General features: G+C 58.0%; 21 protein-coding genes and 1 pseudogene. 3 read left to right on the top strand and 19 right to left on the bottom strand.

The features are described 5' to 3' along the window. Positions 1-2: 2 nt before the first annotated feature. From WC600_16300 to WC600_16270, 7 genes are all read right to left on the bottom strand, one after another. The gene (locus tag WC600_16300; GenBank protein MFA4904296.1) at positions 3-854 is read right to left on the bottom strand and encodes a hypothetical protein; all 852 of its coding nucleotides are present in this window, start codon (positions 852-854) and stop codon (positions 3-5) included. A 73-nt stretch (positions 855-927) separates the two neighbouring features. Next, on the bottom strand, positions 928-2,595 hold the full coding sequence (argS, locus tag WC600_16295; GenBank protein MFA4904295.1) for an arginine--tRNA ligase: 1,668 nt from the start codon (positions 2,593-2,595) through the stop codon (positions 928-930). A gap of 219 nt (positions 2,596-2,814) precedes the next feature. Beyond that, positions 2,815-2,988, bottom strand: a complete 174-nt coding sequence (locus tag WC600_16290; protein ID MFA4904294.1) for a hypothetical protein — start codon at positions 2,986-2,988, stop codon at positions 2,815-2,817. A 1-nt stretch (position 2,989) separates the two neighbouring features. Beyond that, positions 2,990-4,114 (bottom strand): alanine racemase, encoded by a 1,125-nt coding sequence (gene alr, locus WC600_16285; protein ID MFA4904293.1) that lies wholly within the window; start codon positions 4,112-4,114, stop codon positions 2,990-2,992. Positions 4,115-4,134: 20 nt separating this feature from the next. Further along, on the bottom strand, positions 4,135-4,650 hold the full coding sequence (purE, locus tag WC600_16280; protein MFA4904292.1) for a 5-(carboxyamino)imidazole ribonucleotide mutase: 516 nt from the start codon (positions 4,648-4,650) through the stop codon (positions 4,135-4,137). Between the two features lie 101 nt (positions 4,651-4,751). Further along, positions 4,752-6,470 carry a DNA polymerase/3'-5' exonuclease PolX gene (gene polX / locus WC600_16275; protein ID MFA4904291.1) on the bottom strand — a complete coding sequence of 573 codons (1,719 nt, stop codon included), beginning with the start codon at positions 6,468-6,470 and terminating at the stop codon, positions 4,752-4,754. Between the two features lie 6 nt (positions 6,471-6,476). Next, positions 6,477-7,310, bottom strand: coding sequence for a lytic murein transglycosylase (locus WC600_16270; protein MFA4904290.1), 834 nt, complete (start codon positions 7,308-7,310; stop codon positions 6,477-6,479). A gap of 736 nt (positions 7,311-8,046) precedes the next feature. On the opposite strand from WC600_16270, the gene WC600_16265 reads away from it, so the two are divergent. Next, a complete protein-coding gene (locus WC600_16265; protein MFA4904289.1) occupies positions 8,047-8,379 on the top strand; it encodes a helix-turn-helix transcriptional regulator in 333 nt (110 codons plus the stop codon). After that, a complete protein-coding gene (gene murB / locus WC600_16260; protein MFA4904288.1) occupies positions 8,372-9,310 on the top strand; it encodes a UDP-N-acetylmuramate dehydrogenase in 939 nt (312 codons plus the stop codon). Before WC600_16265 ends, murB begins: the two co-directional genes overlap by 8 nt. A gap of 6 nt (positions 9,311-9,316) precedes the next feature. On the opposite strand, the gene WC600_16255 is transcribed toward murB, so the two are convergent. The 6 genes from WC600_16255 to WC600_16230 form a co-directional block, all read right to left on the bottom strand. Beyond that, the gene (locus WC600_16255; protein MFA4904287.1) at positions 9,317-10,789 is read right to left on the bottom strand and encodes an ATP-binding protein; all 1,473 of its coding nucleotides are present in this window, start codon (positions 10,787-10,789) and stop codon (positions 9,317-9,319) included. Positions 10,790-10,910: 121 nt separating this feature from the next. Continuing rightward, a complete protein-coding gene (locus WC600_16250) occupies positions 10,911-11,558 on the bottom strand; it encodes an MBL fold metallo-hydrolase (GenBank protein MFA4904286.1) in 648 nt (215 codons plus the stop codon). 33 nt (positions 11,559-11,591) lie between these two features. After that, positions 11,592-12,113 carry a hypothetical protein gene (locus tag WC600_16245; GenBank protein MFA4904285.1) on the bottom strand — a complete coding sequence of 174 codons (522 nt, stop codon included), beginning with the start codon at positions 12,111-12,113 and terminating at the stop codon, positions 11,592-11,594. A gap of 176 nt (positions 12,114-12,289) precedes the next feature. Continuing rightward, a complete protein-coding gene (locus tag WC600_16240) occupies positions 12,290-13,270 on the bottom strand; it encodes a L,D-transpeptidase family protein (protein ID MFA4904284.1) in 981 nt (326 codons plus the stop codon). Between the two features lie 2 nt (positions 13,271-13,272). Continuing rightward, the gene (locus WC600_16235) at positions 13,273-14,034 is read right to left on the bottom strand and encodes an endonuclease/exonuclease/phosphatase family protein (protein MFA4904283.1); all 762 of its coding nucleotides are present in this window, start codon (positions 14,032-14,034) and stop codon (positions 13,273-13,275) included. Between the two features lie 7 nt (positions 14,035-14,041). Next, positions 14,042-15,205: an HD domain-containing protein gene (locus WC600_16230; GenBank protein ID MFA4904282.1), complete on the bottom strand. Its 1,164-nt coding sequence runs from the start codon at positions 15,203-15,205 to the stop codon at positions 14,042-14,044. 210 nt (positions 15,206-15,415) lie between these two features. Here WC600_16230 and WC600_16225 point away from each other — a divergent pair, with 210 nt between their 5' ends. Beyond that, on the top strand, positions 15,416-15,697 hold the full coding sequence (locus WC600_16225) for an antibiotic biosynthesis monooxygenase family protein (protein ID MFA4904281.1): 282 nt from the start codon (positions 15,416-15,418) through the stop codon (positions 15,695-15,697). Positions 15,698-15,925: 228 nt separating this feature from the next. On the opposite strand, the gene WC600_16220 is transcribed toward WC600_16225, so the two are convergent. From WC600_16220 to panC, 6 genes and pseudogenes are all read right to left on the bottom strand, one after another. Further along, a complete protein-coding gene (locus WC600_16220) occupies positions 15,926-16,558 on the bottom strand; it encodes a site-2 protease family protein (protein ID MFA4904280.1) in 633 nt (210 codons plus the stop codon). 1 nt (position 16,559) lies between these two features. After that, complete coding sequence (locus WC600_16215) at positions 16,560-17,978, bottom strand: phosphoglucomutase/phosphomannomutase family protein (protein MFA4904279.1); 1,419 nt, start codon at positions 17,976-17,978, stop codon at positions 16,560-16,562. Positions 17,979-18,107: 129 nt separating this feature from the next. Continuing rightward, entirely contained in the window at positions 18,108-19,364 is a 1,257-nt protein-coding gene (ahcY, locus tag WC600_16210; protein MFA4904278.1) for an adenosylhomocysteinase, read from the bottom strand. An 85-nt stretch (positions 19,365-19,449) separates the two neighbouring features. Next, positions 19,450-20,610: pseudogene (metK, locus tag WC600_16205) on the bottom strand (methionine adenosyltransferase). 86 nt (positions 20,611-20,696) lie between these two features. Continuing rightward, complete coding sequence (gene panD / locus WC600_16200; protein ID MFA4904277.1) at positions 20,697-21,092, bottom strand: aspartate 1-decarboxylase; 396 nt, start codon at positions 21,090-21,092, stop codon at positions 20,697-20,699. 181 nt (positions 21,093-21,273) lie between these two features. Next, on the bottom strand, positions 21,274-22,137 hold the full coding sequence (gene panC / locus WC600_16195) for a pantoate--beta-alanine ligase (GenBank protein MFA4904276.1): 864 nt from the start codon (positions 22,135-22,137) through the stop codon (positions 21,274-21,276). Between the last annotated feature and the right edge of the window lie 620 nt (positions 22,138-22,757).

The raw sequence follows: 22,757 nt of genomic DNA, 5'->3' as shown, positions 1-22,757 counted from the left end.
ATTTATTCGGCCGGTTTTTTGGGGGCGCTGCTGCTCTTTTCCTTTTTAGCCAGCTTTTCGGTGTCCGTGTGAGCGGGGCTCCCGGGTTTATAGACGATATACAACGTTCCTTTGGCGTCCTTGCTCGTCTTGAGCGACGCTTTGACACCTTTTTTCTGCAACTCGGCCACCTTGGCTTGGGCCTCCTTGCTGGTCTTATACTGGCCGACCCGCACTTGAGTAGGTTGAGCCTTGGCGCCCTTGGCTTGTTCTTTGGACTTAGGCAGCCGCGCCTTGGGAGCGGTGTCGAAGCTATTCTGGAAATTGAGCTTCTTGGAAAATTCCTGGCGCTCTCGCCGCATTTCTTCTTCCCGGGCTTTGGGATCATGGTGCGCCGCGCCGGTTTTCCCTTTTTTCTTAGCGGCTGCCGCAGGTACGGGAGGAGATAGCGGAGTGATGGAGGCGGTAACCGGAGCCGGGTGTGCTGGCTTGGCCGCCGCCACCGGTGCTGGACCCGGAACCGGAACCTTTGCTGGAGCCTGAGGTGCGGGGGTGACGGCAGGCGCAGTCGCCGTTGCCACAGGCGGAATTGGTTCAGGAGCTGCTTCCGGCCCTGCTGGGACCGAGGCTATGGCTGGGGGCCCGCCGCCAGTTCCGGTGGGCGGTGGCCACTGGGCCACTTTGGGCCCTTCCTGGGACATCAGCCCCCAGGAGGAAGCCGCCCGGTAAATGTCTCCCCGGCCCGCCAGAGCTCCCAGGGCGAAACTCATCAGCATCAAACCTGCGACGCCGACCCCGGTGAAGATGGTTTCCTTGATTCCCAGGGTGAGATGCCACCCGGTCTTTTTGCTTTTTTTCCCCCGGCCTGTCTCCACTTCACCTCCTGATGGTTGTTTCTGCTGGAACCCCGGTAAGCGCAATTGTCGGCCCAAACGTTCTCCCACCGATCTACATGGTTTCCGGGGCCTCCACCCCTAAGATCCCCAAACCATGCGCCAATACGGTCTTCACGCTGCTTACCAGCCAAAAGCGGGCCTGGGTCAGCCCGGCGTCTTCAGAGATAAAGCGATGTTTGTAATAATAACTATGCAATTGGGCGGCCAGTTCCGTCAAGAAATAAGTGATGCGATGGGGCTCAAGATTGCGGGCCGCGCTCTCAACCAGTTCGGGATAATTGGCCAGTAGCTTGAGGATGGTCAACTCCTCGGGCAGGGTCAAGAGAGAGAGGCGATGCGGGTCCAGCTCCTCCATGACAATTCCCTGGGCCGCGGCCTGGCGAAAGACCGAGGCCAACCGGGCGTAGGCATATTGGACGTAATAGACCGGGTTTTCGCTGTTCTGCTGTTTGGCCACTTCCAGGTCGAACTCCAACTGGGCGTCGGGCCGCCGGGAAAGAAAAATGAAGCGGGCGGCATCCTTCCCCACTTCGTCGATGACCTCCCGCAAGGTGACAAAAGTGCCGCCCCTGGTGGTCATGGCCACGGGCTCCCCCTGGCGCAGGAGCGAGACCAATTGCACCAGGATAACTTTGAGGCGGCCGGTAAACCCCAAAGCCTGGGCCGCAGCCTGGAGCCGGGGGACATAGCCGTGGTGATCGGCCCCCCAGATATCCACCACCAGGCCATAGCCCTGCCGGAATTTGTGCAGGTGGTAAGCGATGTCCGAGGCGAAGTAAGTGGTGACCCCGTTGCTGCGCCGCACCACCCGGTCCTTTTCGTCCCCGAACGCGGTGGCCTTGAACCACAAGGCGCCGTCCTCTTCGTAAAGATAGCCTATATCCCGCAGCAGGGTGAAACTCTGGTCCACCAGACCCTGGCGGTAGAGTTCGGTTTCGCTGAACCAGGTATCAAAGTTGACGCCGAAATCATCTAAGTCTTGCTGGATGCCCGCCAGGATGACGTCGCCGGCATAGCGGCCCAGGGCTTCCAGGGTGTCCGGGTCGGGCTCTGGTGGGGGCATAGGCTTGCCTTGGGCCAGGTAGTCCCGGGCCAGGTCCTTCATGTAGTCGCCCTGATAGCCTTCCTCAGGAAATTCCACCACATCGCCCGCCAACTCTCGAAGGCGGAAATAGAGGGACTTGCCTAAAGTGAGGATCTGGTTGCCCACGTCGTTGATGTAGTATTCCCGCACCACGTCGTGTCCGGTGACCCGCAAGAGATTAGCCAGGGCATCACCCAGCGCGGCGCCGCGGCCGTGGCCGATGTGCAAAGGCCCGGTGGGGTTGGCGCTGACAAACTCCACCTGCACCTTTTGCCCCGCACCCAGGTCGCTGTCGCCGTAGGCCGCGCCCAGGTGGTGAATTTCTGGAATCACTTTGTACCAGTAGCTGTCGGCGATAAAGAAGTTGATAAAGCCTGGTCCGGCGATCTCCACTTTCTGGAGCATGCCTTCCGGGGCCGCGAGGTGGTTGATGATGGTTTCGGCCACCTTCCGGGGCGGCATCTTGGCCTGCTTGGCCAGGACCAGGGCCAGGTTGGTAGCCAGATCGCCATGATCGGCGAGTTTCGTGGCCTCCACTTCGAAGGCGGGCAAGGTCACAAAGGTGAGTTGGCCCGCGGCCCGGGCGTTTTCAACCGAGGCCGTGATGAGATCACGTAGGGTTTGCTTAATGCGCATTTATGCTCAGCTTTCTCAGTGATTATAGGGCGGCCCGTGGCCGCCACGGCGTTCCCAAGTGGAACTTGGGAACGAGGGTTGAAAGTGTGGCGCCGCCGCCCTCGGCGGCGTCAATGCGGGTTTCAGCCTGCGTTGGCACAGGCGAGACGCCTGTGCCAACAGGAACATTTTTAAACGGCGGCCGCAGGCCGCCCTATACCCCTTTCGCCTTTTCCCCTTTTAACCTTTTTCCCCTTTTTTCGGCGCCTCCCCCACCGGCTTGGCCTTCAGGGTCATATCCCGGGTGTACTCCAGGCAATGCTGGCCGGTGAAGGAAAATCTTTTGACGCAGGTCTCCCGCCAGGCGCAGACCACACAAATACTGGCCTCCCGGGTGTCGGGTTTTCGGTCCATATCAAGCTCCGGTGTAGTTCCTGACATTGGCAGTGCCAAGGGCACAGTAAATTTCATAACTGATGGTCTGGGCCCATTCCGCCAGGTCCTCGCCCCGCAATTGCTCCCCCTGGTCCTGACCTAAGAATACGGCCCGGTCGCCTTCCTTCACCTCCGGGATGCCGGTGACGTCCACCATGGTGAGATTCATACATACCCGGCCCCGGATGGGGGCTCGGCGGCCATGGATCAGGACCTCGCCCCGGTTGGAAAAAAGGCGGCTGTAACCGTTGCAGTACCCCACCGGCAGCACCGCCAGGTCACACCAATCAGGGGTAGTGTAGGTGCAGCCATAGCTGATGCTGCTCCCCGGGGGCAGGCGCTTTACCTGGAGCACCTGGGCCGCGAGGGACATCACCGGCTGGAGGTCCACCGACGGCAGCCGCTGGGGGGAAGGGGGCGAGCCATAGAGCATGAGGCCGGGCCGCACCAAGCCCAAATGGGCCTCGGGCACCTCCCAGAGCGCTGCGCTGTTGGTAATATGACTTAACGGCAGCTTCCAGCCCTCCTGCCGGGCTGCGGCCAGAAGGGAAGTAAATTCACTGACTTGTTTAGAAGTATAGGTCTTGTCTTCCTGATCCGCCACCGCAAGATGGGAAATCAGGCCAACGACGTTAAAATTACGCAATTTCTTCAACCCTGCCAAAAACGGCAGAATTTCCGAAGGAAGCAATCCCAGGCGACCCATGCCCGTATCCACTTTGAGATGCACCCGGGCCTTTTTGCCCTGATTGTGCGCCGCGGCCGCCAGGGCCTGAGCCACGTCCAAGCGGAACAGAGCCACATCCAGGTCATGGTTCACGGCACATCCGGCTTCCTCCGGCAGAATTCCCAAGAGCAACAACAACGGCAGGGTGATTCCCGCCCGGCGCAGCATCAGGCCTTCTTCCAGGGAACCGACCCCGAAATAATCCACCCCGGCGGCAGCAAGCTTCCGGGCCACAGGGACCAGCCCATGCCCATAGGCATCGGCTTTGACCACCGCCAGCATCTTAACCTGGGGATTACAGAGACCGCGCAGCTGGCGATAGTTGTGCTCCAGGGCCGCCAAGTCAATGGCCAGGTCCACCATGGTGGTGATCATCATGGGCGTACCTTCCTCTGTAATTAGTCGTTGCGGCGATATTCAGCCGGAATCTTATCCGCTTGCTGGGTCACGTTCTGCTCCAAGTCCTGTTTATGGCGCTTGAGCTTTTCTTTAAGACGCGAGTCGCTGAGTGCCAGGATTTGGGCGGCAAAGATGGCGGCGTTCTTGGCCCCGGCCGCGCCAATGGCCATGGTGGCGACAGGCACTCCGGCGGGCATCTGTACCGTAGACAACAAGCTGTCCAACCCCTGGAGACTGGAGCCTGCCATGGGCACGCCGATTACCGGCAAGGTGGTCTCCGCGGCCACAACCCCTGCCAGATGCGCGGCCATCCCGGCCGCGGCAATGATGACCTTTACACCCCGGGCCGCGGCATCCCGGGCGTAGGCCTGGACCTGGCGGGGAGCACGGTGGGCTGAAGCCACCACGACTTCGCACGTGATGCCCCAATCCTTGAGCAACACCGCAGCGGGCTCCACCTGGGGCCAATCCGAGGCGCTGCCCAATACGATACCGACGTCTGCTGATGTGGTCATGTGGCTTGCCTTTCTAAGGCCAGTGGTCAGTGGTCAGTGGCCAGTAGTCAGTAAAAAACAACCGGTAACCGGTAATCGATCTGGTCCTTTTCCCAAGATCTTTATCCCGCCCGGCGGCGGCGCAGGATTTGGGCCACCTCGGCCGGGGGGTAGGTATTGAGTATGTCTTCCGGGGCCAGCCAGCCTTTCCGGGCCGTCATTACTCCATAGTTTACGTCATCCAGGCCTTCCAGGCTATGGGCGTCGGGGTTAATACTGATTAAAATTCCCAATTCTTTAGCCCGGCGCAGCCAGCGCCAGTCCAGATCCAGGCGGTAGGGACTGGCGTTGATTTCCATGATCACCTGGTGGGCCCCGGCGAATTTTAGGATAGCCTCCAGATCGAAGGCATAAGGTTCCCGGGCCAGGAGAAGGCGGCCGCTTATGTGCCCCAGCATGGTACAGAAGGGGGTGGCCAGGGCCTTGAGGATGCGCTCGGTCATGGCCTCCTTTTGCAGGTTAAACTGGGAATGAATGGAGGCGATGACGAAATCGAAGCCTTGCAAGATGTCATCGGGGTAATCCAGAGAGCCGTCGCTCATAATGTCCGATTCCACTCCCCAGAACAAGCTAAAATTCGGATGCTCTCGGCGGCGGGCCTCCACGTCCTGTCTTTGCCGGTCCAGGTCCGGGGGTTTCAGCCCTCCGGCATAAAAGGCCGTTTGGCTGTGGTCCGACAGGCCCAGGAAACTCCAGCCGCGCTGGGTGGCGGCATTGATGAGCTCCTCCAGGGAATTGACGCCGTCACTATAGTAAGAGTGGACGTGAAAGCAGCCCCGGATATCCGCGCCAGTGACGAGACGGGGCAGGCGGTTATCCCGTCCGGCCTCGATTTCTCCCAGACCCTCCCGCAACTCGGGAGGAATAAGCGGCAAACCCAGCCGCCCATAGATGTCGGCTTCTTCCCGGCAGGGCTGGAGGGCGCCCGCGGCGAACAGACCTTGGGAAGCCAGATCCAGGTTATGGTCCTGGGCCAGGCTTTGGACGGCCTGGAAGTGGGCTTCGCTGCCTGTAGCCGCGAGCCACGCGGCTCCGAAAAACTCAGGCGTAGCCAGGGTCAAGCGCAAAGGCATTCCTTGGGGCAGGGTGGCTTCAATCTTTCCGGGGCCACGGTCTATAAACTCCGCGCCCAAGATTTTTTCCAGGCTTGCCACTACCTGCTGGGGCTGGTCGGTGGCGATTGCCAGGTCAATGGCCCCGGCCACTTCCAGGCCACGGCGGATGGGCCCGGCCAGTTCCAAACGCTGGATGCCGGGCACTTTCCGCCATCGGGCCGCGATGGATTCGGCCAAGGGCAGGAGATCCCCCAGGCGGAAAAGCCCGGCATAGCGCCGCAGGCTGGCCAACCCGGCTTTGATCTTCTCCTGGGATTTGACTCCAAAACCGGGGAGAGCGGTCAACCGGTTTTCCTGGCAGGCATATTCCAATTCCCCGATACCGGTGATGTTCAGGTCTTGGAACAGTATGCGGGCCTTCTTGGGGCCCAGGCCCGGCACCTGGAGCAGTTCCATCAGGCCGGGCGGGGTCTTGGCTTTGAGCTCCCGGTAAAGGGCGGCGTCCCCCTGGCTGAACAGTTCACCGATGACCCCGGCCAGGGACTTGCCGATGCCCTTGACTTGGGCCAGGTCTCCGGAACTCAGAGCGGAGGCCAGATCTCCGGGATAGGTGAGCACCGCCCGGGCGCCTGCCTCATAGGCTCTGACCTTGAAAGGGCTTTCCCCGGCCAACTCCAGGAGGTGAGCGATTTCATCCAGGACGGCCGCCACCGCTTTCTTATCCATGGGAAATCATTGGTACCAACTGGCCAGGGTTAAAACCGTGTCCACATAGGCATCGGAGTGGTTGTAGCTATGGACCGCCCGGCTCCAGGAGGCCCGGTTTTTGATCTGAAAGCCGCTCTTGTGGAGATAGCAGGCAATGCTGAAGATGGCGTCGTCGTGGGTGAAGAGGTCCACCGGGCCTTTGCCGCTGGCCGATACACCGCAGCGATTCAGACTGGAAGGGAGAAACTGGCAAAAGCCCATGGCCCCGGCCCAGGAGCCGCAGAGGGAAAATGGGTCAACATGATGGGAGGCGCAGTACTCCAGAAATATGCCCAATTCCCGTCGGCCCCAGGCCGCCTTCTTTTTCAGGCGGTCCGGTGTCGCGTTCAATCCCACCTCCCGGATCACCTCGGGGTTATCCATGACGGCCAGAGAGGCAAAGACGTTAAAGACCGGATATTTGCCGGTGTTGCTGCCCAGGCCAGACTCCACCGTGAGGATGCCGACGATGACTGCCGCGGCCACGCCATAGCGGGCTTCGGCCCGAGTTAAGACTGCCTTGTGGGCTTCCATATAGGCCCGGCCCCGGGCGGCGGTCTCCGGGGTCAGGAATTTCTTATAGATATCCGGGGATTCCTTGCGAAGGTGAGCGATCTTGCGGACAACGTCCGGCAGGAATTGATTGCGGGGGTCAGCAAAGGTCTTAAAGACGAAGTCTTTATCCAGACCATGGCGCACCAAGCTGTACTTGAGCCCCACATAGGCCACGGGCTGGGGCTCGGCCTGCACCCCTGTCGCCCCTACCAGCACCCCCAGGAGGATGCCCGCCACCACTCCCCAGAATCGGCTCCCCACCATGCTCTCCCCCTTAATCCACAGAGATAACGCTACCTTGTTTGTACGGAATTGTCAAGGTGGGCGGGGGGCGCCACAGGGTCGGCTGAAAAGGATAAGCGAGGAGAGTTTGGTCTTTCTAATCCAACCCAGAAGGTTTGGTCGAAAGGTTTATTTTTTCTTGACAATAGTTTATGTTTATATAAACATTGTATCATGCCGAAAGAGCGAAGCGAACCCTTTGTCTTTGGGAGGAAAGTGAGGGTTGATTTTTTCTTGTCTCCTGCAGGTCAATGTCCAGCGAAAAAATTTTTAAATGGATTGCCGGTTAACCATAAAGCAAAAGTTTCAAAAATTATCGAATATTTTTCGCAGCATGGAAAAACAAGCAATCCTGATTATTGTAATACCAAGTTGCGGTCATACAGGTAATTATAGTTTTTGTAGGGGCTGACCTATGTGTCCGCCCTCAGAGTGGTCGCACATGCAAGTGTGCCTCTACAAAACCGAAGCTATTTTTACTTCTATGAGCGCAACTTGGTATAAGACATTAAAAGGGAAAAAACTGCAGGGTTTTATGAATTCAGAGATGTTCATATTTCTAAAACAAGATTCTTTTTTTTCTATGTTAGCTATCATCACATAGTTATTACACATGGTTGTCATAAAAAGCGCGATGCTGCTGACCAAACTGAACTATATAAAATGACTGAAATAAAGAAAATCTATGAAAACGAAGCATTATATGAGGATTAATATCATGAAGACTACTATCCTTGATGAATACCTGAAGGATGACGAATTTCTGAGGGCTTTTGCTCAAGAGGATCTTATCATGGAAGTCACCGAAACTCTCTGTGAGCTTCTTGAGAAGGAGAAGGTCTCCCGGAAAGAACTAGCAGAGCGGTTGGGCAAATCCAAAGGATTTGTCTCCCAATTGTTGAACGGCGGGCGCAATCTAACTCTGCGTACCGTGGCTGACATTCTCCACGTCTTGGGCTATAAAGTTACCCTCACCCCATATAAAGAAGGCGAGCCGAAGCAAGAAAGCCATATCAGATCTCACCCCAAGCGAACCAGAAACGTTGCCTAGTAAGCTAATTTCACTGAAAACGAGCGGGCTCATCTTGGAAAACCAGCCCCTGGCCCCCCTGACCACCTGGAAGATCGGCGGGGCGGCGGCGCGGTTGGCGGCGCCCGCGGACGTAGAAGGCGTCTACCGTCTGATGAGACTGGCTCAGGACCGGGGCTGGCCGCTGTTCTTCCTGGGGCGAGGGTCGAACGTGCTTATTGATGACGCGGGGCTGCCGGGGCTTACCCTCCACCTGGCTAAAAGTCTCCAAGGCATCGAGCCTCAGGGCGAGACGCTACGGGTGGGGGCTGGGGTGGCCTTGCCCAGGCTAGCCCAGGCCGCGGCCCGATTGGGTTTTGCCGGATTTGAGTTCTTAGCCGGCATCCCCGGCACCGTGGGCGCGGCGCTGCGCCTCAACGCCGGGGCCGAGGGGTGTAGCCTGGGCGGGGTCTTGCGGCGACTGTGGGTGGCCACTCCCCAACTGCATCTGGTGGAATTCCAGGCAGCGGAACTGGGTCTGGGCTACCGGTCTTCCCTGCTGCTTAACTTCCCGCATTGGCTGGTGGTGGAAGCGGAGTTTAACCTCGCACAGCCCGCCGACCCTGAGGCCATCAAGGCCCGCATGCGGGAGTTGCTCCTGGCCCGGCGAGCCCGGCAGCCGGCCAATCCCCGGAGTTGTGGCAGTGTCTTCAAGAATCCGCCCGGAGGACCGGCCGCAGGCTGGCTCATCGATCAAGCCCGGTTCAAAGGGCGAAGTTACGGGGATGCCGTGGTGTCCCGCGAGCATGCCAATTTTATCCTCAACCGCGGGCAGGCTACTGCGGCCCAGGTCAAAGGCCTTATCCAGGAAATCCAGGCAACGGTCTGGCAGACCCAGGGGATCGCCCTGGAGCGAGAAGTGATCTTTCTGCCGGAGGATTTGGGATCTCTTCACAACGAAGCGAGCTTTTGAAGACTTCTAGGTCGGGGCCAGGGGCAGGGTTATGGTGCAGGTGGTTCCGCGGTCCGCTTCGCTGGTGATGCTGATCTCTCCCTGATGTTGGGAAATAAGACCCCGGCAGATGGTCAGCCCCAAGCCAGTGCCGCCCTGCTTGGTGGTAAAAAACGGCGTAAACAGGTTGGGCAACTGCTCCGGAGGGATGCCGCAGCCGGTGTCGGCGATGGTGAGGGCCAGCGTATTGGATTGCACCGCGGCGGTGACATTGAGTTCACCGCCATGGGGCATCGCCTCTAAGGCGTTTTTTAAGAGATTGATGAGCACCTGGCGAATTTGCCCCGGATCAAAGGCAAACGCGCTGACTTGGGACGGGGTCTGCAGGTGAAAAACGACCCCGCGCTCTGTGAAAGCGCTGTCCATGAGTTCGGCCACTTCCCTAACCAAGGCCAGGAGGTCTCCCACGGTTTTTTGCGGCGGCGCGCCTTTGGTATAGGTGCTCATATCACCGAGAAACTTCTCCAGACGCTGCACTTCTTGATAGATGAGGGTTAAACGGCGGCGGACGTTATCGGGCAGGTCGGGCAGACGTCCCAGTTGGGCGGCAAATCCCCCGATAGTTGCCAAGGGGTTCTTGATTTCATGGCTGATATGCGCCACCATCTTGCCCAAGGTGGCCAGCCGTTCGCTTCTGAGGAGTTCCACCTCCAGGCGCTGCCGTTCTCGGAGGTCCCGGAAATAGCCGACGATGCCGACCTCCCGGCTATCTTCGTGCAAGAGGCGGGCCGACAGCCAGATGGGCACCAGGGAGCCGTCTTTATGGAGAGCCCGGGTTTCGTAATTTTCCAAAATGCCCACACCCCCATGGGTGGGGTCGTAAATCAACCGTTTGATTTCCTGGGCGGTTTTATCCGGATAGAATTTATAGACCTTGACCTTGCCGACGACCTCGTCCGGGATATACCCCAGAATTTTGCTGGCGCCGTCGTTGAAGATGAGGACATTTCCCAGCAGGTCATTGACGATGATGCCGTCCATGGAGGCCTGCATCAGATTACGCTCTAGTTCGTCCATCTGCCGGACCTGAGATTCCAACCGAAAACGGTCAGTGACATCCCGGAGGGACCAGAAGGTCCAGGCGGCCCTGCCGGGCCCCGCCAGGTGATATAGGGTGGTCTCGTAAACGTGAACTTTGCCCTGCGCCTCTCGGGTCAGGTGGGTCTTGGCCGGATAGTATGGCGTCATCTCGGTGGTGCAAAAACCCACCTCCAGGGCATCAGTGCCCAGGAAGGGCTTCCCCAGGTCGTGGCAGGTGCGGCCGCAAATCTCTTCCCATTTTAGTCCGAAGTGCTCAAGAAAAGAGAGGTTGGCGTAGGTAATCAACCCATCCTGGTCCAGCACCAGGGCATACATATCCATAACGCTGTCCAGGAGGCGGGCGAACAGCCCCTCCGGCGGTTTACGGATTAAGAGACAGGACTTTTGCGAGGAAGTCATGGTAACCTCTGGTTTAATGTAGTCCTGCACTTAGGTGGATGCAAGGGATTTTGGGCAGAAGCAGATAGCCCAGGGGAATCGACGCTCGCAAGAACAAGGGCTGTTAACTTGAAGGGGTCTGTTAGAAAAAATCGGTGAGGTAGGGATTATTGACCTTTTCTTCTCCCAGGGTGGAGGTGGGGGTGTCGCCGTAGTCATGGCCGGGCCAGACGCGGGTGTCGTCCGGCAGGGTCATGATTTTTTCTTCCAGGGAGGAGATGAGTTGGGCCAGGGAGCCCCCCGGAAGGTCGGTCCGGCCGGCGGCGCCCACGAATAAGGTATCGCCGCTGAATAGGTGGCCGGGGAAATAGAGGCAGATGGCTCCCGGGGTGTGGCCGGGGGTATGGAGGACGAGGGCCTCGAACGAGCCCAGAAGGATGGGCTGGCCATCGACCACCAGGACATCCGCCCGGGTCAACGGTGGAAAGCCTTCGGCCAGGGCCGCGGCCTGCATCTCGGGGGTCCGGAAGAACTCCCAGTCTAACTGGTGGATGACGATACGGGCGCCGGTTTCTAAAGCCCACTGGTCATTGCCCGCGGTGTGATCCGCGTGGCCGTGGGTGTTGACGAGCCAGCGTAGCCGCCAGCCTTCATCCCGAAGTTTAGCCGTCAGTTCGCCGGAGGGGCCGCCGGGGTCAATGAGGAGGGCCTCCCCCGTTTCCTGGCAGGCCACCAGGTAGGTGATCACCTGGAGTGGCCCCGTTGTCGCCGCGGTTATATTCAGACGCATCGACTTATCTCCCCAGCCGCGGGGAGCGACTGATCACCTGCCCAGAAAACCGAATACCATCTGCTGGTTGCGCAGGGCGTAGATTTCCGATTTGATGGAGCGCTTGTGGGCCTGTTCGTATTCGCTCTTGGCTTCCCGCTGCAATTTTACCGAGACATCCGGTTGAGCGGCCTCCATCTTGGCGGCCTTCTGGGATTTTTCGTCTGCGGACTTCATCAGGCGTTCCGCCTGGGCCAATTCATCCGCAGCGAGCTTCTGATTGATAGCTTCCTGTTGGACCTCTTTTTCCGTCAAGTCCCGCTCCTTCTGAGCAGGGCCGCATTCTTTCTGGAGGATGGTAAACAGAGAGTTGGCTTCCTTCGTCAGAGACTTGGCTTCTGCAGTATAGCCCGCAGTCAACTTCTTTTCGGCGGTATCCAGAAGCTTCACTGCCCGCTTATACAGGATGGCGTGATCGGGGCCACACTTTGCCGGGGGGTTCTGGGCCTGGGCGGCAAGCGGCACAAATAACAGGAGTGCTCCTAAAACCGTTGGTACAAACCAAAATCGAATCATAGAGGCGTCCTTTGTCAATGCTTTGGAAAAGTTCAAGGTTCGAAGTTGAAGGTTCAAGGTTCAAGATTAAGCTGGCAGGGGGCACGGAGGCCCATCCTCCCGGTTTTGAAGTTTTTGCGAGAACCCAAGGCTCACCAGTGACTGTCCAAATTACGCCCGGGGTTACCGGACGGAACCTATTCTAACTTGGCCGACTTGCCTTGTAAAGGAGAAAGCCCGACCTGCGTGGAAGTGGGGGGGATTGAGGTCCCGGCGGGGATGGGCACCTCCGGAGCCTTGGTGATATCATGGGCGATCCCATCCCGCCTTCTGAGGATGTTCGGGACCTTACTCCAATCGATGCGTTCCGTAATCTGGTAATATTCGGCCATGCTCTTGACGTAGTCCAGGGAATTCAACTCCCACTGGTAGATATTGAGATTGGCTTCCAGGTATACTTTCCCCTCGGGAGTGACGGCGATTTTGATGGGCCGATAAATAATCTTTACTGGAGTGCCCACCGGTATTTGGGGGAAGAGTTGTTCGATTTCCTGAGGAAGCATGCGAATACAGCCGTGGGACACAAAGTAGCCCACGCTCCAGGGGCGGTTGGTGGCATGAATGCCCACCCCTGCGGCAGTGGTCCCCATATAAAATTTTCCCAGGGGGTTCTTGGGTCCGGGAGGGACCTTTTCCACCACTTCCTGACCTGATTCTTCCATTTCCTCCTGGATGGAGGGCGGCACGTTCCAGGTGGGGTTCTTGCGCTTTTCGAAGATCTTATACGTCCCGGTGGGGGTGGGCCAACTGGGTTTGCCCACGGCCAGGGCATAGCGCCGTTGGTAGACCCCGTTCTTAACATAGTAGAGATTCAGCTCCGGCAGGTTAATGACCAGGCCGTCTTTGAGCTCGGCGGGGACGATGTGGGTATGGTTGATCTTAATGCACTCGCCGGGGTTAAGCCGGTAGGGCTTTTTCAGGCGATTTTGCCCGACCACCACGGTCCAACGCACCCCTCGCTCCAGGGCCAGGTTGGCCACGTTGGTGCGTTTCTCCACTGCAACCGTTTCCTCGCTCCCGGCCACCTGTTTATAGAGGGGCGGGGCCGTTTCGGTAGCGGCCGCAGCGTAGGCCCCGGCCAGGAGGGCTAAGACAATAAGCCAAATTCTTACAACCATAATTAATATTCAACCTCTGCTTCATAGGGAAAATGGTCGGAAGGATAGCGGCCTTCCTGACTATCGGCGACTACGGCCGCCCGCCCGACCTGAAAGGGCGGGGTCACCAGAATCCAATCGATGCGGTGCCCCTTAAGTTTGCCGTCGAACCCGTGTTGGGTGGTAGCCTCTTCCTCCCGGGGATGCACCGCTCTCCAGGTATCCCGGAGGGGGCTGTCCCCGCCGAGAAGTTCCTGGTAAACCGGGTCTTCCGGCGGTTCATTAAAATCCCCTACCAAGATTATCGGCAGGTTCAAGGAAAAGAAATAATTTCGAATCATCCGGGCTCCCTCAAGCCGGGCCGCCTCCGAGATGTGATCCAGGTGGGTGTTGATGAAATAAAACCCGGTGGTGCGGCCTTTTTCCCGAAAGAGCCCATAGGTGGCCAGACGGGGAAAGGCCGAGCCCCAACTCAGGCTGCGGTGGACCCCAGGGGTCTCGGAGAGCCAAAATTCATTGCTCTCCTGCACGTGGAAGCGGTCGGCCCGGTAAAAAATGGTTGGGTACTGGCAGGTGGGGTCTACCTGGCGATGGTCCGTCAAGGGCCGATAGCCCGGCAGATGCTCCGTAAGAAACTGGAGCTGAGGCGCCGTGCCTTCCTGGGTGCCCAGCAGATCCGGCCTATGGTTCAGGATAACTTCCACTACCAGTTCCTTCCTAAATTCCCATTCATTGGGTCCGTCCACCGGAGTGGCGAACCTGAGATTAAAGGTCATGAGGCGCATGAGCCCCTCAAGCAAACCCTACCCGCAAGGGCTGAGGGAAGAACAGTTCCTGGGACGTGCGCAAAAAATGGGCGTCCGTCATGGAGGCCAGGAAATCCCGGACGATTTCCGCGGGTTGGTGGCTCTGATGATATCCTGGGTCCATGTCGGCCAGAAAATCGTTCCAGATTGGGGAATCTTTTCGGCCCGCCTCCACATCCGCCAAAAACCGGTCGAAGAGATGGCGAAAAAGGACCTCGATCTTTGGCGTCTCCCGCTTGATCAGGGGATTATTGTAAATGCGCCGGTAATTGAACTCCTTGAGTCGCTTTAAGAGCCCGCCTATTTGAGGACTGTAGCCTACATAATTCTTATCATAACTATGGGTAATGAGATCGGCAACCAGGCTGTAGACAATAGCCCCGTTGGTTTTGCCCAGGCCCTGGGCAATCTCCGGCGGCAACTCCTCCCGCTGTACCAGCTTCAGGGTGATAGCGTCTTCCAGGTCCCGGCCGATATAGCTAATGGTATCGGCCAAGCGGACGACGCAGCCCTCCAGGGTCATGGGTTTCAGGTCCATGGCCGGATCGGCCAGCTTGGCCCGGATCTCATCTGCAAGACAAGCAAAGGTCTTATCCCCCTGGGGAGAGAGGCGTTCCAGGTGGGGTTCCCCGTCGTGGCACAGAATGCCATCCAGGACTTGGAGGGAGAGGTTGAGCCCTTTGCCCCTCTTTTCCAGGCTATCAAGGAAGCGCACCCCCTGGATGCTATGGAGAAAGGGACCGATGCCTTGGGACTCACAGATGTCCGAGAGGATGCGCTCGCCGTCGTGGCCGAAGGGTGGGTGGCCGATGTCGTGGCCCAGGGCGATGGCCTCCAGGAGGTCTTCGTTTAAGCGGAGAAACTTTCCGATAGTCCGGGCGATCTTGGACAGAAGCTGGACGTGGAGCACCCGGTGGCTGATTTGTTCGTGGTCGACGAGGTAAAAGACCTGGGTTTTATCGATGTAGCGGGTGTAGGCCTGGGAGTGGAGGATGCGGTCGGCATCCACGGCAAAGTTCTGGCGGTGGCCCTCATTGATGCGCTCTTGAAAGCGCCGGCGCCTGGCCGTGACACTACGGCAGGCATAAGGCGACAGCCAGCCTTCCTCCTGCTTATCCAGGATTTGCCGTAATTCTGATAGGTTAACCATCAGGCACCCACTTCCCCCGCGCTTATTCTACCATAGAGCCTGACATCTCTCAAGAGCGTTTGAGTGCAATCACCTTGAACTTGTTGGGTATCTGCTTATAATAAAGAGAAAAATGCTTGAAAGCAGTGGACCCCTTTCCGGACCGCCAGTTCAAAGTGCCGGCCGGAAACGGCATTTCCTCCAACCCGATTCTTGCAGAAGGAGCCTACCATGGTCAAGGTGTTGATGGAAAGGACGATTCGAGGCCAAAACGTGGAGCAAATCGTGCGCCTGCTGCGTCACCTTCGGATTATGGCCATGCAGCAGCCCGGCTATATTACCGGCGAGACCTTGCATGGGGTGGATGACCCCAATTATTATCTGGTGATCAGCACCTGGGAATCCCTGGAAGATTGGCAGAACTGGTATAACCACGCGGAGCGGCAGAGATTGGCTGCCGAAATCGACAGCTATCTGGAATCCCCCACCCGGACACGGGTAGCGACCACGTGAGGCGAGGACGTTCGGGCCTCTTTTCGGCCAGGTGCCGAGGTTATGCAGGGGCGGGTGTTATACCAAGTCGCGGTCATACAGGTAATTATAGTTTTTGTAGGGGCGGACCTATGTGTCCGCCCTTGTTACACTCGCACATATAGATACGACCTATAAAACCGGAGCTATTCTTACTTCTATGACAGCAACTTGGTGTTAAACCCGCCTCTGGCCGTTTCTGGCCGGGGATCAGCCTCCCAGCATAAGGATGGCGATCTGGCGGTACAGGGGCATGATGATGACCCCCATGATCCCGGTGTAGAACAGGATCAGGATGAGGACGAACCCCACCGGCCCTTGGAGGTAGGCGTACAGCCGGGCCAATTCCCGGGGCAAAAAGAGGGCCAGGATGTGGGAGCCGTCCAGGGGCGGGATGGGAATCAGGTTGAACAAGGCCAGGAAGATGTTGATGGTAACGCCGAAATAGGCCATTTGCATGAGGCCCGGATTATTGAGCCCCATCCGCAGGAGAACCGAAAAGAGCGCGGCCAGGGCCAGGTTGCTCACGGGACCGGCGGCGCTCACTGCGAACTCACCCCAACGGTAGTTGCGATAGTTGAGAGGGTTGACCGGCACCGGTTTGGCCCAGCCGAAGAGAATGCCGGCGTGGGTGATCAGAAGCAATAACGGCAAGATGATCGTGCCGAAGGGATCGATGTGGGGAGCCGGATTCAACGTGATGCGGCCCAACATCTTGGCCGTGGGGTCGCCGTTTATGAGGGCCACATAGCCGTGGGCCACCTCATGGACAATGACGGAAAAGAGCAGCACGATGGCCATGAGGGCTGCTTGCACGAGGTAAGGGAGGTTCATGCCAGGCATGTTAGGCTTCCTTGATCACGGCTTCACCCGCATTCTTAAGCCGCTCTAGTTCCGCAAAAGACGACGCTTCGTAGTAGAAACGCACCACCGGCTCGGTGCCGGAGGGACGGAAACAGACCCAACTGCCGTCCTCCAGAACATACTTGTGTCCATCCAAGGTGATGTGCTCGGTCACGGCCAGGCCGGCAAACCGGGCCGGAGAGGTCTGAAGCTTGGCCAAAAGCCGCGCTTTGGCATCGGGGGCGAGGGCGAAATTGAGGCGGCGGTTGTAAACCGGACCGACTTTGGCAAAGAGGTCATCAATAAGTTCCGGCAGGCCCTTGCCTTTCCGGGCCACCATTTCGGCTACCAGGACGCAGGCCAATATGCCGTCTTTTTCCGGCAGATGGTTTTTCATGGAGAAGCCATCGCTCTCTTCGCCGATCATGAGCGCACGATCATCAAGGATATATTGCCCCAGGTGCTTGAAGCCCACCTTGGTAACATAGACCGGCCTCTTGTACCGTGCGGCTACCCGGTCGATCAGATGGGTGGTGGCCACGCTTTTGGCCACGCCGCCGTCCCAGCCCCGGGTTTCGATAAGATAATCGAAGAGCAGGGCCAGGATGGTGTTGGCATCCCGATAAATACCTGCCGCGTCCATGACCCCGAAGCGGTCGGCGTCGGCGTCCACCGCCAGGCCCAGATGCGCGCCGGTGGCCTTGATTCGGGCCGAAAGATCCTGCAGGAATTCCTCGCAGGGCTCCGGCCGGCGCCCCCCGAAGTAGGCGTCTCGGTAGCCGTTGAGGACCTCAACCTGTACTCCCGCCTCCCGCAAGAAGGTATCCAGATAATCCCGGCCAGCCCCAAAGAGCAGGTCCGCCACCACCTTGAGGCCTGATTTCTTGAGCACTTCTGTATCGATGAGGTCTTTCAGGTGTCGGAAATACGAGGCTCGGGGGTCCAGGTCCAGGACCAAGTTCTGTTCCCGGGCTTGGGCCAGGGGCATTGTCTTGATGCTTTCAGGCGTAAGCGTGCGGGTGAAGGCTTCAATGACGTCAGTCACCGATGAGGAAGCCTGTCCGCCGGTGGCGGGTGAGAACTTTATGCCGTTGTATTCCGGGGGATTGTGGCTGGCCGTGATGTTGATGGCCCCGGCGTGGTTGCCTTCCCGAATGGCCCAACTCACCACCGGCGTCGGGCAATCACGTACGGTGAAATGACTGGTGATCCCGTTCGCGGCCATCACTTCGGCCGCGGCCGCGGCAAAGGCCTCGGAGCGGAACCGGGTATCATAGCCAATTACCATGCCCTGACCGGCGAGACCTTCCTGCTTCAGGTAGTCGGCAATGGCCTGGCAGACCAGACGAGCGTTGGCAAAGGTGAAATCTTCCGCCATAATGCCACGCCACCCTGAGGTGCCGAATTTTATTTCAGTCATTGTCATGCAGGAATCACAGGTGTCAGGTTCCAGTGGCTGGATGATATTTGCCTGAAACCTGACACCTGGAACCTGACACCTGCTTTGATATTTGTCTGAAACCTAACACCTGACACCTGACACCTGCTTTTAGGTTCCCAAATCGTAGGAGGCCAGATATTTTTCCTGCTCAGGCGTCAGGGTATCGATTGCCACCTGCATGGCTGCCAGTTTCAGTCGGGCGATTTCCTGGTCGATATCCTCAGGGACCGGATAGACTTGCTTGGCGAACTTCTGGTGGTTTTTGGAAATAAATTCCGCGGACAGGGCCTGATTGGCAAAGCTCATATCCATGACCGCCGAGGGATGGCCTTCGGCCGCAGCCAGGTTGACCAGGCGCCCTTCCGCCAGCACATAAAGGCAGGTGCCGTTTTTCAGGGTGAATTCTTCCACCGAGTCCCGAATATGCCGCCGGGCGGTGCTCATGCGTTCCAGGCTGGGGATATCGATTTCCACGTTGAAGTGCCCTGAATTGGCCAGGATGGCGCCATCTTTCATGAGGCCGAAATGCTCTTCCCGGATGACATTGATGTCGCCGGTGAGGGTGCAGAAGATGTCGCCGACACGCGCGGCTTGCTCCATGGGCAGGACTTCGTAGCCGTCCATCAGGGCTTCCAGGGCCTTCAAGGGGTTGACCTCGGTAATCACCACCCGGGCGCCCATGCCCCGGGCCCGCATAGCCAGCCCGCGGCCGCACCAGCCGTATCCGGCCACCACGAAGATGTTTCCGGACATCAGCCGGTTGGTAGCCCGGAGAATACCGTCCAGGGTGCTTTGCCCGGTGCCGTAGCGGTTGTCGAAGAGATACTTGGTCATGGCATCGTTCACGGCGATGATGGGATAGCGCAGCACCCCATCTTTGGCCATGGCCTTGAGGCGAATCACGCCGGTGGTGGTCTCTTCGGTGCCGGCAAAAATGTCGGGAAGCAGGTCCTGGCGCTTGGTGTGGACGGTGAAGACCAGGTCGGCCCCGTCGTCCATGGTCATTTGAGGCTTGACTTCAAGGGCCTGGTTAATATGGCGATAGTAGGTGTCGCCGTCCTCGCCTTTAATGGCAAACGTAGGGATGCCTTCGTACTTGGCCAGAAAGGCGGCCACGTCGTCCTGCGTGCTTAAGGGGTTGGAGGCGCAGACATAGACTTCAGCCCCGCCGGCCTTTAAGGTAGCAGCCAAAACCCCGGTCTCGGTGGTGACATGTAAACAGGCGGCGAGCCTGAGCCCGGCCAGGGGTTTTTCCCGCTCGAAGCGCTCCCGGATGGCATTCAAGACCGGCATATCCCGCCGGGCCCACTCCACGCGCAGGCGACCCTTGTCCGCCAGATTGATATCTTTGACGTCGTAGTTCATGCGTTCCTCATTTCGCTTATTTGGCTTTTTTCACTTCTTTCGCTATGGCAATTTCCGGCTGGCAGATGCAGACGGGGGAGGGGCCTTTGAGTCCGGCTTTTTCCCGCAGGATATCGATCTTATTGACATATTCCCAGGTAAAGTCTGGATCGGTGCGGCCGAAATGGCCGTAAGCCGCGGTCTTTTTGAAGATGGGCCGCTGGAGCTCCAGATACTGAATCATGGAGGCGGGTTTGAAGCTGAAGGTGGACTTAATGATCTCCAGGAGCTTTTCTTCGGAAATGACCGCAGTACCGTAAGTATAGACCATGATGGACAGGGGATCGGGCAGGCCGATGGAGTAAGCCACCTGGACTTCGCAACGCTTGGCCAGGCCCGCGGCCACGACGTTTTTGGCCACGTGGCGGAGCATGTAACAACTGGTGCGGTCAACCTTGGTGGGGTCTTTGCCCGAGAAGGCGCCGCCGCCGTGATAGCCCCGGCCGCCGTAGGTATCCACGATAATTTTGCGGCCGGTGATGCCGCAGTCGCCCAGGGGGCCGCCCACCACAAAGCGGCCGGTGGTGTTGATCAGGAACTTGGTGTCCACCAGCAGATTGGCCGGGATGGTCTTTTTAATGACTTCCTCGACGACGGCCTCTTTCAGGTCCTCATATTTGACGTCGGGGGCGTGCTGGGCCGCGATGACGACGGTATGGACGCTCACGGGCAAGCCGTTATCGTAGCGCACCGTCACCTGGGTCTTGCCGTCGGGACGCAGCCACGGCAACATGTCGGTTTTGCGCACTTTGGCCAGGCGCTCCGCCAGACGGTGGGCATACCAGATGGGCATGGGCATCAGGTTTTCCGTGGAGGTGGAGGCATAGCCGAACATCAAACCCTGGTCCCCGGCCCCCTGCTCCGGCGACAGACCCCGGCCTTCCACCCCCTGGGCGATATCCGGCGACTGCCGGTCCAGGGAAGTTAGGACGGCGCAGGTTTCCCAATCAAAGCCCATCGAGGAGTCGTTATAGCCGATCTCTTTAATGGTTTCACGGACGATAGCGGGGAAATCCAGCCGCGCGGTGGTGGTAATCTCGCCCGCAATCATGGCCAGGCCGGTGGTTACCATGGTTTCACAGGCCACCCGGGAGAACTTGTCTTGGGCCAGGATGCCGTCTAAAATCGCGTCGGATATCTGGTCCGCCACTTTATCGGGATGTCCCTCGGTTACTGACTCCGAGGTAAAGAGAAATTCATTGGCCATCCTTCGTGGACTCCTTGGTTTCTTTGGTTTTCTTTGTAAGTGAATAATCAAAGCGCGGGATATCTCCCGCGCCTATCCGGCATATTTTAATTGGAAACTGAGAAAAAAGCGAGGGGTTTTTCGGCCGAGGTGGTATTTTTGAGGCGATTGCTGCTGTCCACCAGGACCACTTTGGGGTGGTGCGCCGAAAGTTCCGCATCCGCGTACGTGGCATAGGTAGTGATAATGATCAAATCTCCCGGGGCGCCTTTGCGGGCCGCGGCCCCGTTCAAACAGATCACCCCGGTCTCGGCCTCGCCTTCAATGGCGTAGGTTTCAAAGCGTTCGCCATTGGAGATGTTGTAAACGTGGACCATTTCGTAGGGCAGGATGTCCGCGGCCCGCATCAGTTCCGCCGATATGGTGAGAGACCCTTCGTAGTGCATATCAGCCTGGGTGATGGTGGCCCGGTGGATTTTGGATTTCATCATTACACGCAACATAAACAGGACTCCGTTAACCACGTATTATCAATTTTTGTACTCGTTTTTGTACTCATTCCCAAACTCCAGCTTTTTACTCGTTCTTGTACTCGTTCCCAAGCTCAGCTTGGGAACGTATATTTTCAGTCCAGGCTCAGCCTGGACACCTCTAGGCGGGTTTTTCGCACGGCCGGTAACAACCTTACACGCAACATAAAAGGGACTCCGACAACAAGGTATTGTCGATGAGGCGGGTTTTATTAATCCAGACGGCCAGCAACAACCGGGCCTCGCCCTCTAAGATATCAACTTCTTGGAGGGTCTGCGGGTTCACTAAAGCCACATAATCGATGCTGGTATGAGGCGTCGCAGTGATAATTTGGCGCACCGCTTCTGTAATCTGGTCCCCGCTCTTGGCCCCAGAGACCGCCAGTTCCCGGGCTGCCAGCAAGGCCCGATAGAGGCAGAGGGCCGCGGCCCGCTCTTCCGGGTTTAAGTAGGTGTTCCGGGAACTCAGGGCCAGCCCGTCGGGCTCCCGGACGATGGGCCGGCCGGCGATCTCGGTGGGCACATCCAGATCTGCAACCATTCTTTTCACGACCTGCAGCTGCTGATAGTCTTTCTCGCCGAACACGGCCACCTGGGGCGTTACCTGATTGAGCAACTTGAGCACCACCGTGGCCACGCCCTGAAAATGGCCCGGCCGCGAGGCCCCGCACAAGCCCTGGGAGAGCCGCTCTACACTGACAAACGTCTGGTGCCCCGGAGGGTACATGGATGCGGCCGCGGGGGTGTAAAGAATGTCGACCCCGGCCTCCCGGGCCAGGCGGGCATCCCGGTCCAGGTCACGGGGATAACGCGCCAAATCTTCTGTGGGCCCGAACTGGGTGGGATTGACGAACAGGCTCACCACCAGCCGGTCACCCTTGGTGCGCCCATAGTCCATCAGGCTCACATGCCCCTGGTGGAAAAAGCCCATGGTGGGCACCAGGACGATTTTCAGGCCCTGGCCCCGAAACGAACGGGCCAGGCCTTGCATATCTTGTGGGTCGCTGATGATCTCCATAAAAAAACCCCAGTCTGATTCTCTGGGGGCGGGCCACCCTCCGAGTCTCAGTCCGCCTCTGGCAGATCCAAGCTCTAGTAAAAACCATTAATTTTTACCATGATTGCCAGAGAATTGTCAATATTTTGTTAAATTTTCGCGGCTTCGGGAGGTAGTCAGGTCCTTGCACCCCCACCCCAGCCCTCCCCCATCGAAGGGGAGGGAGGCAAAAGAAGGAACTTCTTTCAGAGGTTCTTGCAAAAAGCCTTTTTGTCATCCTGAGCGAAGCGAAGGATCTCGTATTTTCACCCACTTATGAGATTCTTCGGTCGATTCGCTCCCTCAGAATGACAGGCAGGGAGATATTTGCAAGAGGCTCAGGCTCTGATTAATATATGGGTTCCCAAGGTAACTGGGAACCAGGTGAAAAAATACCAAGTAGCGCTCATAAAGGTAATTTCAAAGGATTTTAAGGCCGGCTGAACCTTCGTGTCCGAAACCGGCTAGCCTTAAGAGCCTCTTGCAATAATAATCTTCTTATACCAAGTTGCGGTCATACAGGTAATTATAGTTTTTGTAGGGGCGGACCTATGTGTCCGCCCTCAGAGTGGTCGCACATGCAAGTGTGCCTCTACAAAACC

This window comes from Desulfobaccales bacterium, from assembly GCA_041648175.1.
GTDB lineage: Bacteria > Desulfobacterota > Desulfobaccia > Desulfobaccales > 0-14-0-80-60-11 > 0-14-0-80-60-11.
Note: the sequence above shows the minus strand (reverse complement) of the source record. Positions and strands in the feature narration are given on the sequence as shown.